This is a genomic window from Streptomyces sp. NPDC060028, assembly GCF_042736725.1.
Lineage (GTDB): Bacteria > Actinomycetota > Actinomycetes > Streptomycetales > Streptomycetaceae > Streptomyces.
Window position 1 is genome coordinate 218,954 of sequence record NZ_JBHWVJ010000001.1, and the last position, 11,635, is coordinate 230,588.

Here is an 11,635-nt window from a genome sequence, read left to right on the forward strand (position 1 = left end):
GTATGCTGCTCAGGTTGCCCGTCGAGAGTCGGGCCATCCCTCCGGCAAGCCACTTCAGATCTCTGATTCCGGTGCGCCGGATTTCACTGTAAGTGCATCTGAAGTCTTTGGAGTGACCTGTGGCTGCCAACTGCGACGTTTGCGCCAAGGGGCCGAGCTTCGGCAACAGCATCTCCCACTCGCACCGCCGCACCTCGCGTCGCTGGAACCCGAACATCCAGCGCGTCCGTGCCGTGGTCAATGGGACGCCGAAGCGCCTCAACGCCTGCACCTCGTGCATCAAGGCCGGCAAGGTCGCGCGCTGACGCCCCGTCGTCGTAGCGCAGCCCTTTCCGGTTGCCAGGAAGGCCGGTTCACCTCTGGTGAACCGGCCTTTTGCCTTTCCCGGGAACTTTCCCCGGGCCTCTTGCGGAACGCGATCCGTCCTCAGCGCCACTGCCAGGCGTGGTCCACCGGGCCGATGCCGCCGCCCAGCGCGAAGCCCGCGGCGATGGCGCCCGTGACGTAGGCCTTGGCCGCCGTGACGGCCTCCGGGACCGCGAGGCCCTTCGCCAGGCCCGCGGCGACCGCGCTGGCCAGGGTGCAGCCGGTGCCGTGCGTGTGCCGGTTGTCGTGCCGGGGGGCGCGCAGCCACAGCTCTTCGGCGCCGTCGCTGAGCAGGTCGACGGCCTCGTCCCCGTGCGCCGCGAGGTGGCCGCCCTTGATCAGCGCCCACCGCGGCCCGAAGCCGAGGACCGCGTCGGCCGCCCGCCGCATGTCGTCCTCGCTCTCCACCACCACCCCGGTGAGCTGCGCGACCTCGTCGAGGTTCGGGGTGGCCACGGTGGCCCGCGGCAGCAGTCGTCTGCGTACGGCGTCCAGCGCCGAGGCGGCCAGCAGTGCGTCCCCGTGCTTGGAGACGCCGACGGGGTCCACGACGGCCGGGGCGCCCGTCGTGGCCAGCAGTTCGGCCACGGTCTCCACCAACACGGCGCTGGACAGCATCCCGGTCTTCACGGCCTGGACGCCGATGTCGTCCACCACGGCCCTGTACTGGGCCCGCACGGCGTCGGCGGGGAGCTCCCAGACCCCGGTGACCCCCAGGGAGTTCTGGGCGGTCACGGCGGTGAGCACGCTCATCCCGTGCACGCCGAGGGCCAGCATGGTCTTGAGGTCGGCCTGGATGCCCGCGCCGCCGCCGGAGTCGGATCCGGCGACGGTCAGGCAGAGCGGCGGGGCTCCGGTCATCGGGGCGGGTCCTCGGCGGCCGGCTCGCCGCCGAAGTGGTCCCAGCCCCCGCTGCTGGTCCAGGGGGCGCCGTCCACGGTCACTTGAGGCAGTGCGGAGCGGTTCTGCACCTCTCCGATGACCTTCCAGCGGGCCGGCAGCTTCACGTCGGGCGGGAAGGTGGCCACGATCGCGTGGTCCTCTCCCCCGGTGAGCACCCACTGGAGCGGGTCCACGCCGACGGCCTGCCCGATGTCGTGCATCTGCGTCGGGATGTCGACGGCCGCCGAACGCAGGTCGATCCGCACCTTGCTGGCCTCGGCGATGTGCCCGAGGTCGGCGATCAGGCCGTCGCTGACGTCGGTCATGGCGGTGGCGCCGAGTCCGGCGGCCGCGGGGCCCGCGTGGTACGGGGGCTCGGGCCGCCGGTGTGCCTCCACGAAGGCCCGCGGGGAGCGGAAGCCGCGCGAGAGGACGGCGAAGCCGGCCGCCGACCAGCCCAGCCAGCCGGTGACGGCCACGACGTCGCCGGGCTGGGCTCCGGAGCGCAGCACGGGCTCGTGGTTGCGCAGGTCGCCCAGCGCGGTGATGGCGACGGTGATGGTGTCGCCGCGGACGACGTCCCCGCCGACCACGGCGGCGCCGGCGACCTGGCATTCGTCACGGATGCCGTCCATCAGCTCGGTGGGCCAGGTGACCGGCAGCTCGGCCGGGACGACGAGGCCGAGGAGGAGCGCGGTCGGCACCGCGCCCATGGCGGCGATGTCGGCCAGGTTCTGCGCGGCGGCCTTGCGGCCGACGTCGTAGGCCGTGGACCAGTCGCGCCGGAAGTGCCTGCCTTCCAGCAGGATGTCGGTGCTCGCCACGACCCGCCGGTCGGGGGCCGACACCACCGCGGCGTCGTCGCCCGGCCCGAGCCGGACCGCCGGGGTGGTGGTGAGCCGTGAGGTGAGCTCCCGAATGAGCCCGAACTCCCCCAGCTCGCCCACAGTGCCCTTCATCGCTGTGCCCCTTCTTGCCCAGTCCGCTTGCGGTCGCGAGCCGTCACAGCTCTGGGTACCGTCAACAGATACGTCAACTTCTGCTCTCCGTGCGCCCCGCCGTGCGCGGTGCCGGGCTCGCAGGTCTCCCCGCGGCGCTCGACGACGCGGTACCGTGGCGTCCCTTCTTCCCCCGGCCCTTTCGATCGTGTGGGGCCCACCCGAAGGTTAGGGGAAATGATCCTCGTGGCCGCCCTGGAGGTTCCGTGGTACAGGCGTACATCCTTATCCAGACCGAGGTGGGCAAGGCGTCGTTCGTCGCCGAGTCCATCGCCCAGATCGCGGGGGTGATCCAGGCCGAGGACGTGACGGGTCCGTACGACGTGATCGTGCGCGCCCAGGCCGACACCGTGGACGAACTCGGTCGCATGGTCGTGGCCAAGGTCCAGCAGGTGGAGGGGATCACCCGCACCTTGACCTGCCCCGTGGTCCATCTGTAGCCCCCGTCTACTCTTGGCCGGTGATGTCCCTCCACCACCGGCCCCTTGGTCTGCTCGCCGCACTGCCCGCACTGGCTGCCGTTCTGTCCGTCGCGGGCTGTACCTCGGGCGGTTCCGAGGCCCGGGTGACTCCGCCGCCCGCGCCGCCCGCCGATGTCGCGGGGCTCTGCGCGGCGCTGCACAAGGAGCTCCCGGAGACGGTGGCCGGTCTGGCGCGGACCCCGGTGGAACCGGAGTCCGACTTGACCGCCGCTTGGGGCGGCTCGGCGATCGTACTGCGGTGCGGTATCCCCAAGCCCGAGAAGATGTGGGATCCGAAGCAGGACGGCGTCGAGGTCAACGGTGTCGGCTGGCTGCTGGAGAAGCTGGGCGACGGCGGGGGGTTCCGGTTCACCACCGGGGCGCGGCTGGCGTACACGGAGGTCCGGGTCGACAAGGAGCATGCCACGGATGCCGGGATGCTCGTCGGGCTGTCCGCCGCCATCGCCAAGACCGTACCCGTGGGGATCTCGTCGTACTGAGGTCCCGCTCGGACCCGCTCGCACCGCGCACACCGCCGCCCGCCGGGATGTCCCGGCGGGCGGTCGGCGTTGCTCCCCTGGGGGAACGGCTAGCGGAGCCCGGTGGAGCGGCGCAGGGCGGCCTGGATCAGGCGGTCCACCAGCTCCTGGTACTCGATGCCCGACTCCTGCCACATCCGCGGGTACATGGAGATGGGGGTGAAGCCCGGCATGGTGTTGATCTCGTTGATGACGAAGGTGCCGTCCTCCGTGAGGAAGAAGTCGGCGCGCACCAGGCCCTCGCAGGACGCGGCCTCGAAGGCTTCGATCGCGAGCCGCTGCACCTCGGCGGTCTGCTCGGGGGTGAGCGGCGCGGGCACGATCCCGGAGGCGGAGTCGATGTACTTCGCCTCGAAGTCGTAGAAGTCGTGGCTGGAGACCGGCGGGATCTCGGCGGGCACGCTCGCGCGCGGGCCGTCCTCGAACTCCAGGACGCCGCACTCGATCTCGCGGCCGCGCAGCAGCGCCTCCACGATGATCTTCGGGTCGTGGCGGCGGGCTTCGCGGATCGCCGCGTCCAGGCCGGAGACGTCGTCGACCTTGGTGATGCCGATGGAGGAGCCGGCCCGGGCGGGCTTGACGAAGAGCGGCCAGCCGTGCTCCCCGGCGAAGTCGACGATCTTCGCCTGGACGGCGTCCCGGTCGGCTTCCCACTCGCGGGGGCGGATGGTCACGTACGGGCCGACGCGCAGCCCGAAGGACGTGAACACCCGCTTCATGTAGTCCTTGTCCTGGCCGACGGCCGAGGCGAGGACGCCCGAGCCGACGTACGGGATCCCGGAGAGCTCCAGGAGGCCCTGGAGGGTGCCGTCCTCGCCGTAGGGGCCGTGCAGCACCGGGAAGACGACGTCGACCTCGCCCAGGGCCTTGGGGACGGCTCCCGGCTCGGTGTAGACGACCTCGCGGCTGGCGGGGTCGACCGAGAGGACGACGGCGCCCTCGGCGGAGTCGGCGAGCTCCTCGACGCTCGGGAGCTTGCGGTCGGCGATGGCCATCCGCGCGGGCTCGTCGGCGGTCAGTGCCCACCGGCCGTCCGTGGTGATGCCGATGGGCAGCACCTCGTACTTGGAGCGGTCGATGGAGCGCAGCACGGCGCCCGCCGTGACGACCGAGATGGCGTGTTCCGAGCTGCGGCCGCCGAACACGACGGCCACGCGGGGCTTGCGGCCCTGCTGCTCAGGGGTCTGGGGGAGGTTCTCGCTGCTCATATCGCCACGAGAGTACCCGCTCACGCGTCCGGAAAGGACTCAGCGCCGTTCCGGTTTGGCGCTGCGTCCCATCAGTTCCTTGAGCGCGACCAGCGTCGGCTTGCCGTGGTGGACGATGTCGACGACGGTGTCCGTGATCGGCATGTCGACCCCGTGGCGCCGGGCGAGATCGGCCACCGACTGGCAGGACTTGACGCCCTCCGCGGTCTGCTTGGTGACCGCGATGGTCTCCTCCAGGGTCATCCCCCGGCCGAGGTTGGTGCCGAAGGTGTGGTTCCGGGAGAGCGGCGAGGAGCAGGTGGCGACCAGGTCGCCGAGGCCCGCGAGGCCCGAGAAGGTGAGCGGGTCGGCGCCCATCGCCAGGCCCAGGCGGGTCGCTTCGGCGAGACCGCGGGTGATGAGGGAGCCCTTGGTGTTGTCGCCCAGGCCCATGCCGTCCGCGATGCCCACGGCGAGGCCGATGACGTTCTTGACGGCGCCGCCGAGTTCGCAGCCGATGACGTCGGTGCTCGTGTACGGGCGGAAGTACGGGGTGTGGCAGGCGGCCTGGAGGCGCCGGGCCACGGCCTCGTCGACGCAGGCGACCACGGAGGCGGCGGGCTGCCGGGCGGCGATCTCGCCGGCCAGGTTGGGGCCGGTGACGACCGCGATCCGCTCGGCGGGGACCTTCCCGACCTCCTCGATGACCTCGCTCATCCGCTTGGCGGTGCCGAGTTCGATTCCCTTCATGAGGGAGACGAGGACCGTGTCGGGGGCCAGCAGGGGCGCCCAGGCCGCGAGGTTCTCGCGCAGGGTCTGGGAGGGAATGGCGAGGACGGTGAAGTCGGCGCCGGCGGCGGCCTCGGCGGGGTCGGTGGTGGCGCGGATGTTCGCGGGGAGTTGGACGTCCGGGAAGTAGTCCGGGTTGGTCCTGCCGGTGTTGATGGCGTCGACCAGCTCCTGGCGGCGGCCCCAGAGGGTCACCTCGCAGCCGGCGTCGGCGAGCACGATGGCGAAGGCCGTGCCCCAGGATCCGGTTCCGAAGACGGTCGCCTTCACGGGACGTGTCACTTCTTGCCCTCCCCCGCGGCCTTGCGCCGCTGTTCGGCCCTGGCCTTGCGGTGGTCGTACGGCTGCGCGGGCGCGGTTTCGCCCCGCAGTTCCTCCAGCAGCCCGGTGATGGCCGCCATGATGACCTCGGTGACCTCCTTGAGGACCTCCGGGGTGGGGTCCAGGTCGTAGAACTCGGAGAGGTCCACGGGCGGTCCGGCGAGGACCTGGAGGGTCTTGCGCGGGAACAGGCTGACCTTGTTCTCCTTGGCGTACGGCGGCATCGCGAGATGGGCGCCCCACTGGGCCACCGGGATGACGGGGGCCTTTGTCATCAGCGCCACGCGGGCGGCGCCGGTCTTGCCGGCCATCGGCCACAGGTCGGGGTCGCGGGTGAGGGTGCCTTCCGGGTAAAAGGCCACGCATTCGCCGCGCTCGATGGCGTCCACGGCGGCCCGGAATGCGTCCAGGGCGTTGGTGGACTCCCGGTAGACGGGGATCTGCCCGGATCCGCGGAGGATGGCACCGACAATGGGGACCTTGAAGAGGCCCGCCTTGGCGAGCAATCGGGGCACCCGGCCGCTGTTGTACTGGAAGTGCGCGTAGGAGAGCGGGTCCAGATACGAGTTGTGATTGACGGCGGTGATGAATCCGCCGTCGGCAGGAATGTGATCCATTCCCCGCCAGTCCCGCTTGAAGAGCACTACCAGCGGCGGTTTTGCGATGACCGCCGCCAGGCGGTACCAGAAGCCGATTCTGCGGCGGGACACTCGGACACCTTCCTCTAGGACCGGTGTGCGGCTGGGGCACCCTCGGGGCCGGACAAGTGTCGCCCCGGGTCCGGTCTCTGTCGAGAACACGGTACGCCCCGCTCAGGGCACCGGGACCCCGGGTCGACCGGCCGGGAGCGACAATGGCCCGACGCGTGACCCGGCCATGACCCGACCATGGCCCGGGCATGTGTGAGAGCGACCGGAGGGTAGGGGTCCGTGACGAACGCCGCCTGGAGTCTGGTGGTCCCGCTGAAGCCCTTGGCGTTGGCCAAGAGCCGGCTCGCGGAGGCCGTCGGCGCCTGGCGCCCGGGACTCGCGCTGGCGTTCGCGCAGGACACCGTGGCGGGGGCGCTGGCCTGCGCGGCGGTCGCGGATGTGGTGGTCGTCACGGACGACGCGGCGGCCGGTGCGGAACTGGCCCGGCTGGGAGCGCGGATCGTGCCGGACGCGCCGGGCGGCGGGCTCAACGCGGCGCTGGTCCACGGGGCGCGGGCGATACGCGCGGCCCGGCCGCGGGCGGCGGTGGCCGCGATGAACGCGGACCTGCCGGCGCTGCGGCCGCCCGAACTGCTCCGCGTGCTCGATGCCGCGGCGGTATTTCCCCGGGCATTCCTGGCGGATGCGGCGGGAATCGGGACGACGCTGCTTTCCGCTGCTCCGGACGTGGAATTGGCCCCCTCGTTCGGCGGCCCGTCCCGGGCCCGGCATTCGGCCTCGGGGGCGGTGGAAATGGCTCTGGCGGGCGTCGACAGCGTGCGCCGCGACGTGGACACGGGTGCGGACCTGAGGACGGCCCTCGCCCTTGGTGTGGGGCGTCACACGGCCCGATACAGTTCCCGTATGCAGGCGACCGCGTACACGTACGACTCCCAGACCCGCAGCGGCAGTGTGCTGCTGGACGACGGCACCCCGGTGCCCTTCGAGGCCCCTGCCTTCGACGCGGGCGGCCTGCGGCTGCTGCGGCCGGGCCAGCGGGTCCGGATCGAGACGGACGGCGAGGGCGCGGGCCTGCGGATCACCCTGGTCACGCTGCAGACCTTCTGAGCCTCGATGAACGCACCGCGGGCCGGCTTCCCCCTCCAGGGGAAGCCGGCCCGGCGCGTGTGACTCGCGCCCCTACTTCTTGCGGGCGGTGGCCTTCTTCGCGGTGGCCTTGCGCGTCGCCGTCTTCTTGGCGGGCGCCGTGGTCTTCGCGGTGGCCTTCTTGGCGGCCGGGGCCGTCTTCTTGGCGGTCGCGGTGGTCTTCTTCGCGGTCGCGGCGGCCTTCTTGACCGTGGCCTTCTTCGCAGCCGGGGTGGCCTTCTTCGCCACGGCGGTCTTGGCGACGGCCTTCTTCGCGGTCGCGGTGGTCTTCTTGGCCGTGACCTTCTTGGCGACCGCGGTCTTCGCCGCCGCCTTCTTGGCGGTGGTGGCCTTCTTGGCCGCGGCCTTCTTGACCGTCGCGGAAGCGCCACCGGTGAGGCTGCCCTTGGGCGCCTTCTTCACCGAGACCTCGCCGCCCTTGGGGAGCTTCTTGGTGCCGGCGACCAGGTCCTTGAAGCCCTGGCCCGCGCGGAAGCGGGGAACCGAGGTCTTCTTGACCCGGACGCGCTCTCCCGTCTGGGGGTTGCGGGCGTAACGGGCCGGGCGGTCGACCTTCTCGAACGAGCCGAAGCCCGTGACCGAGACCCGGTCGCCCGCGACGGTCGCGCGGACGATGGCGTCCAGTACCGCGTCGACAGCGTCCGCGGCCTGCTGGCGGCCGCCCACCTTGTCGGCAATCGCTTCTACGAGCTGCGCCTTGTTCACGTCTTCCCCTTCGGAGACTTCGCCAGAACGAATGTGTTCAAGCTTATTTCGCACGTTAGGCGGATATATACCGCAAATCAAACACGAAACGGGCTAATCACCCTAGTGCCGCAACGCTTTAGACCGTTACGGAGTTCCTTCGCATCAGTCGCCTTCAGGGAATCGACCCTCGTCGAGGTCCTTCATCAACCTGTCCAGGCGCCTTGCCGCATCGGCGAGATCGTGCTTCGCCGCGGCCGTGACGACCAACAGCTTCCGGGACAGCGCCATCCTTACGCCCTCCGGGACTTGCAGCGTGCGCACCCTTGTGTGTGCTTCTTTCAACCGGTCCGCGACGAGTTCGTAGAGCTCGAGTTGACTGTCGCGTTCCATGCACAGATTGTGCCATCTGGGGCGAGTTGTCGCCTCACGGGGCCTCAACAAACGGCTGTGCCCCCTGCCGGAAGGCAGGGGGCACAGTGTTGCCGATGTGATCACCCGAGGGCGAATAAGCGCTGATCAGGCAGGAATCAAGCCTGAATCGTGCTCGGCTTGAAGACCGGCCGGGTGCTTTCGTAGGTGGCGATGTCCGCTTCGTTCTGAAGGGTGAGGGAGATGTCGTCCAGACCCTCCAGCAGCCTCCACCGCGCGTTGTCGTCGAGTTCGAACTCGGCGTTGATGCCTTCGGCTCGGACCTGGCGGGCGACGAGGTCGACCGTGATCTCGGCGGTGGGGTCGGCCTCGGTCAGCTTCAACAGCTGCTCGACGGCCTCCTGGGGCAGGACGACGGTCAGCAGCCCGTTCTTCAGCGAGTTGCCGCGGAAGATGTCGGCGAACCGCGAGGAGATGACCGTCTTGAACCCGAAGTTCTGCAGGGCCCAGACGGCGTGTTCACGGGAGGAGCCGGTGCCGAAGTCGGGGCCGGCGACCAGGACGGTCGCCCCCGCGCGCTCGGGCTGGTTGGTGATGAACTGCGGGTCCTTGCGCCAGGCCTCGAAGAGACCGTCCTCGAAACCGTCGCGGGTGATCTTCTTCAGCCAGTGGGCGGGGATGATCTGGTCGGTGTCGACGTTGGAGCGGCGCAGCGGGACGGCCCGGCCGGTGTGGGTGGTGAAGGCTTCCATGGTTCAGACTCCGGCGGTCGCGGTGGCTTCGGTCAGGTCGGCGGGAGAGGCCAAGTGGCCCAGTACCGCGGTGGCGGCCGCGACCTGCGGGGAGACCAGGTGGGTGCGCCCGCCCTTGCCCTGGCGGCCCTCGAAGTTGCGGTTGGAGGTGGACGCGGAGCGCTCACCCGGCGCCAGTTGGTCGGGGTTCATGCCCAGACACATCGAGCAGCCCGCGTGCCGCCATTCGGCGCCGGCCTCCTTGAAGACCTTGTCCAGGCCCTCTTCCACGGCCTGGAGGGCCACGCGGACGGAGCCGGGTACGACCAGCATCCGTACGCCGTCGGCGACTTTGCGGCCGCCGATGACCCCTGCCACGGCCCGCAGGTCCTCGATGCGGCCGTTGGTGCAGGAACCTACGAAGACGGTGTCGACCTTGATGTCGCGCAGCGGCTGTCCGGCCGTCAACCCCATGTATTCCAGGGCCTTTTCGGCGGCGTGGCGCTCCGATGCATCCTCGTACGAAGCCGGGTCGGGGACGGTGGCGGACAGGGGCGCGCCCTGGCCCGGGTTGGTGCCCCAGGTGACGAACGGCGACAGCGTGGTGCCGTCGATGAGGACCTCGGCGTCGAAGACCGCGTCGTCGTCGGTGCGCAGGGTCTTCCAGTACGCGACCGCCGCGTCCCAGTCCTCGCCCGTCGGGGCGTGGTCGCGGCCCTCCAGGTAGTCGAAGGTGGTCTGGTCGGGGGCGATCATGCCCGCGCGGGCGCCGGCCTCGATCGACATGTTGCAGATGGTCATGCGGGCTTCCATCGAGAGCTTCTCGACGGCCTCGCCTCGGTACTCCAGGATGTAGCCCTGGCCGCCGCCGGTACCGATCTTGGCGATGATCGCCAGGATCAGGTCCTTGGCGGTGACGCCCTCGGCCAGCGCGCCGGTGACGGTGATCGCCATCGTCTTCGGCCGGGCCAGCGGCAGCGTCTGGGTGGCCAGGACGTGCTCGACCTGGCTGGTGCCGATGCCGAAGGCCAGCGCGCCGAACGCGCCGTGCGTGGAGGTGTGGGAGTCGCCGCAGACCACCGTGGTGCCCGGCTGGGTCAGACCCAGCTGCGGTCCCACGACGTGGACGACGCCCTGCTCGACGTCGCCCAGCGGGTGGAGGCGGACGCCGAACTCCGCGCAGTTCGCGCGCAGCGTCTCCAGCTGTGCCCGGGAGACCGGGTCCGCGATCGGCTTGTCGATGTCGATGGTGGGGGTGTTGTGGTCTTCGGTCGCGATGGTGAGGTCGAGGCGTCGGACCTTGCGGCCGGCCTGGCGCAGGCCCTCGAAGGCCTGCGGGCTGGTCACCTCGTGCAGCAGGTGCAGATCGATGAAGAGAAGGTCGGGCTCGCCCTCGGCGCGCCGGACGACATGGTCGTCCCAGACCTTCTCCGCGAGTGTCCTACCCATCGCTTTCCCTCCAGCTCACCGTCCCGGACCCAGTGGTTCGTGGACCCGTACATACAGACTCGCTGGTTCTTGGAAAAATTGAACTTGCGTTTCACAGTGTGAGACGTGAATATCGTTTCATGGACAACTCTAGCGGCGTCGGCGTTCTCGACAAGGCAGCTCTGGTATTGAGCGCACTGGAGTCCGGTCCGGCCACCCTCGCCGGGCTGGTCGCGGCGACAGGGCTCGCACGACCCACGGCACATCGCCTTGCCGTGGCACTGGAACACCACCGGATGGTGGCGAGGGACATGCAGGGCCGGTTCATCCTCGGACCGCGGCTGGCGGAGCTCGCCGCCGCGGCCGGCGAGGACCGCCTGCTGGCCACGGCCGGACCGGTGCTCACCCACCTCCGGGACGTGACGGGCGAGAGCGCGCAGCTCTACCGGCGTCAGGGCGACATGCGCATCTGCGTGGCGGCCGCCGAGCGGCTGTCGGGCCTGCGGGACACCGTCCCGGTGGGCTCCACGCTCCCGATGAAGGCCGGCTCGGCGGCGCAGATCCTGATGGCCTGGGAGGAGCCCGAGCGGCTCCACCGCGGGCTGCAGGGCGCGCGCTTCACGGCGACGGCCCTGTCGGGCGTACGCCGCCGCGGCTGGGCGCAGTCGATCGGCGAGCGGGAGCCCGGCGTGGCCTCCGTCTCGGCGCCGGTGCGCGGGCCCTCGAACCGCGTGGTGGCCTCCGTGTCGGTCTCGGGGCCGATCGAGCGCCTGACCCGACACCCGGGCCGGATGCACGCCCAGGCCGTCATCGACGCGGCCGCCCGGCTCTCGGAGGCCCTGCGCCGCACCGGCTGAGCCCCACCGGCCTGACCGACCTCCCACCACTCCCCCGGGCCCGGGGGCGCGTACGACGCCGCACACGTCCGAACACGCGCCTCCGGGTCCGTACTTGTCCGGGCCGACCGTCCGGGGCGGTACACAGCGAAGAGGCCCTCCGCGATGATCGCGAAGGGCCTCTTCCGTGCGTACCCCCGACCGGATTCGAACCGGCGCTACCGCCTTGAGAGGGCGGCGTGCTA

13 protein-coding genes and 1 pseudogene are annotated in these 11,635 nt (G+C 70.8%); 5 read left to right on the forward strand and 9 right to left on the reverse strand.

The window, feature by feature from the left end; genetic code table 11:
* The first annotated feature begins 119 nt into the window (after positions 1 to 119).
* On the forward strand, positions 120 to 305 hold the full coding sequence (gene rpmB / locus ACFWBF_RS01035) for a 50S ribosomal protein L28 (protein WP_385593115.1): 186 nt from the start codon (positions 120 to 122) through the stop codon (positions 303 to 305).
* A gap of 121 nt (positions 306 to 426) precedes the next feature.
* On the opposite strand, the gene thiD is transcribed toward rpmB, so the two are convergent.
* Both thiD and ACFWBF_RS01045 read right to left on the reverse strand, forming a co-directional pair.
* On the reverse strand, positions 427 to 1,227 hold the full coding sequence (thiD, locus tag ACFWBF_RS01040; RefSeq protein WP_385593118.1) for a bifunctional hydroxymethylpyrimidine kinase/phosphomethylpyrimidine kinase: 801 nt from the start codon (positions 1,225 to 1,227) through the stop codon (positions 427 to 429).
* Positions 1,224 to 2,207: a thiamine-phosphate kinase gene (locus tag ACFWBF_RS01045; protein WP_385593121.1), complete on the reverse strand. Its 984-nt coding sequence runs from the start codon at positions 2,205 to 2,207 to the stop codon at positions 1,224 to 1,226. The genes thiD and ACFWBF_RS01045 overlap by 4 nt, the downstream gene beginning before the upstream one ends.
* A 245-nt stretch (positions 2,208 to 2,452) precedes the next feature.
* Between ACFWBF_RS01045 and ACFWBF_RS01050 the strand changes: the two genes are divergently transcribed.
* Together ACFWBF_RS01050 and ACFWBF_RS01055 are read left to right on the forward strand one after the other, a co-directional pair.
* Positions 2,453 to 2,686 (forward strand): Lrp/AsnC ligand binding domain-containing protein, encoded by a 234-nt coding sequence (locus ACFWBF_RS01050; RefSeq protein ID WP_214947835.1) that lies wholly within the window; start codon positions 2,453 to 2,455, stop codon positions 2,684 to 2,686.
* Between the two features lie 23 nt (positions 2,687 to 2,709).
* Complete coding sequence (locus ACFWBF_RS01055) at positions 2,710 to 3,207, forward strand: DUF3515 domain-containing protein (RefSeq protein ID WP_385593124.1); 498 nt, start codon at positions 2,710 to 2,712, stop codon at positions 3,205 to 3,207.
* A gap of 89 nt (positions 3,208 to 3,296) precedes the next feature.
* Here the strand turns inward: ACFWBF_RS01055 and ACFWBF_RS01060 are convergent, their stop codons facing one another.
* From ACFWBF_RS01060 to ACFWBF_RS01070, 3 genes are read right to left on the reverse strand one after another with little or no spacing between them, the layout of a single operon-like run.
* Positions 3,297 to 4,454 (reverse strand): D-alanine--D-alanine ligase family protein, encoded by a 1,158-nt coding sequence (locus ACFWBF_RS01060; protein WP_385593126.1) that lies wholly within the window; start codon positions 4,452 to 4,454, stop codon positions 3,297 to 3,299.
* A 39-nt stretch (positions 4,455 to 4,493) separates the two neighbouring features.
* On the reverse strand, positions 4,494 to 5,504 hold the full coding sequence (locus tag ACFWBF_RS01065) for an NAD(P)H-dependent glycerol-3-phosphate dehydrogenase (RefSeq protein ID WP_385593129.1): 1,011 nt from the start codon (positions 5,502 to 5,504) through the stop codon (positions 4,494 to 4,496).
* Positions 5,501 to 6,253, reverse strand: a complete 753-nt coding sequence (locus ACFWBF_RS01070) for a lysophospholipid acyltransferase family protein (RefSeq protein ID WP_385593132.1) — start codon at positions 6,251 to 6,253, stop codon at positions 5,501 to 5,503. Before ACFWBF_RS01070 ends, ACFWBF_RS01065 begins: the two co-directional genes overlap by 4 nt.
* A gap of 219 nt (positions 6,254 to 6,472) precedes the next feature.
* On the opposite strand from ACFWBF_RS01070, the pseudogene cofC reads away from it, so the two are divergent.
* Positions 6,473 to 7,093, forward strand: a pseudogene (gene cofC, locus ACFWBF_RS01075) (2-phospho-L-lactate guanylyltransferase); the annotation flags it as partial.
* A 279-nt stretch (positions 7,094 to 7,372) separates the two neighbouring features.
* Here the strand turns inward: cofC and ACFWBF_RS01080 are convergent.
* The 4 genes from ACFWBF_RS01080 to leuC all read right to left on the reverse strand — a co-directional run bounded on the left by ACFWBF_RS01080 (position 7,373) and on the right by leuC (position 10,575).
* Positions 7,373 to 8,044: an HU family DNA-binding protein gene (locus ACFWBF_RS01080; RefSeq protein ID WP_385593137.1), complete on the reverse strand. Its 672-nt coding sequence runs from the start codon at positions 8,042 to 8,044 to the stop codon at positions 7,373 to 7,375.
* Between the two features lie 144 nt (positions 8,045 to 8,188).
* Complete coding sequence (locus ACFWBF_RS01085; RefSeq protein WP_008739877.1) at positions 8,189 to 8,416, reverse strand: hypothetical protein; 228 nt, start codon at positions 8,414 to 8,416, stop codon at positions 8,189 to 8,191.
* A 137-nt stretch (positions 8,417 to 8,553) separates the two neighbouring features.
* Positions 8,554 to 9,147, reverse strand: a complete 594-nt coding sequence (gene leuD, locus ACFWBF_RS01090; protein ID WP_385593140.1) for a 3-isopropylmalate dehydratase small subunit — start codon at positions 9,145 to 9,147, stop codon at positions 8,554 to 8,556.
* Positions 9,148 to 9,150: 3 nt separating this feature from the next.
* Entirely contained in the window at positions 9,151 to 10,575 is a 1,425-nt protein-coding gene (gene leuC, locus ACFWBF_RS01095) for a 3-isopropylmalate dehydratase large subunit (protein WP_385593142.1), read from the reverse strand.
* Between the two features lie 119 nt (positions 10,576 to 10,694).
* Here leuC and ndgR point away from each other — a divergent pair, with 119 nt between their 5' ends.
* Positions 10,695 to 11,411, forward strand: a complete 717-nt coding sequence (gene ndgR / locus ACFWBF_RS01100) for an IclR family transcriptional regulator NdgR (RefSeq protein ID WP_053675064.1) — start codon at positions 10,695 to 10,697, stop codon at positions 11,409 to 11,411.
* The last annotated feature ends 224 nt before the right edge of the window (positions 11,412 to 11,635 follow it).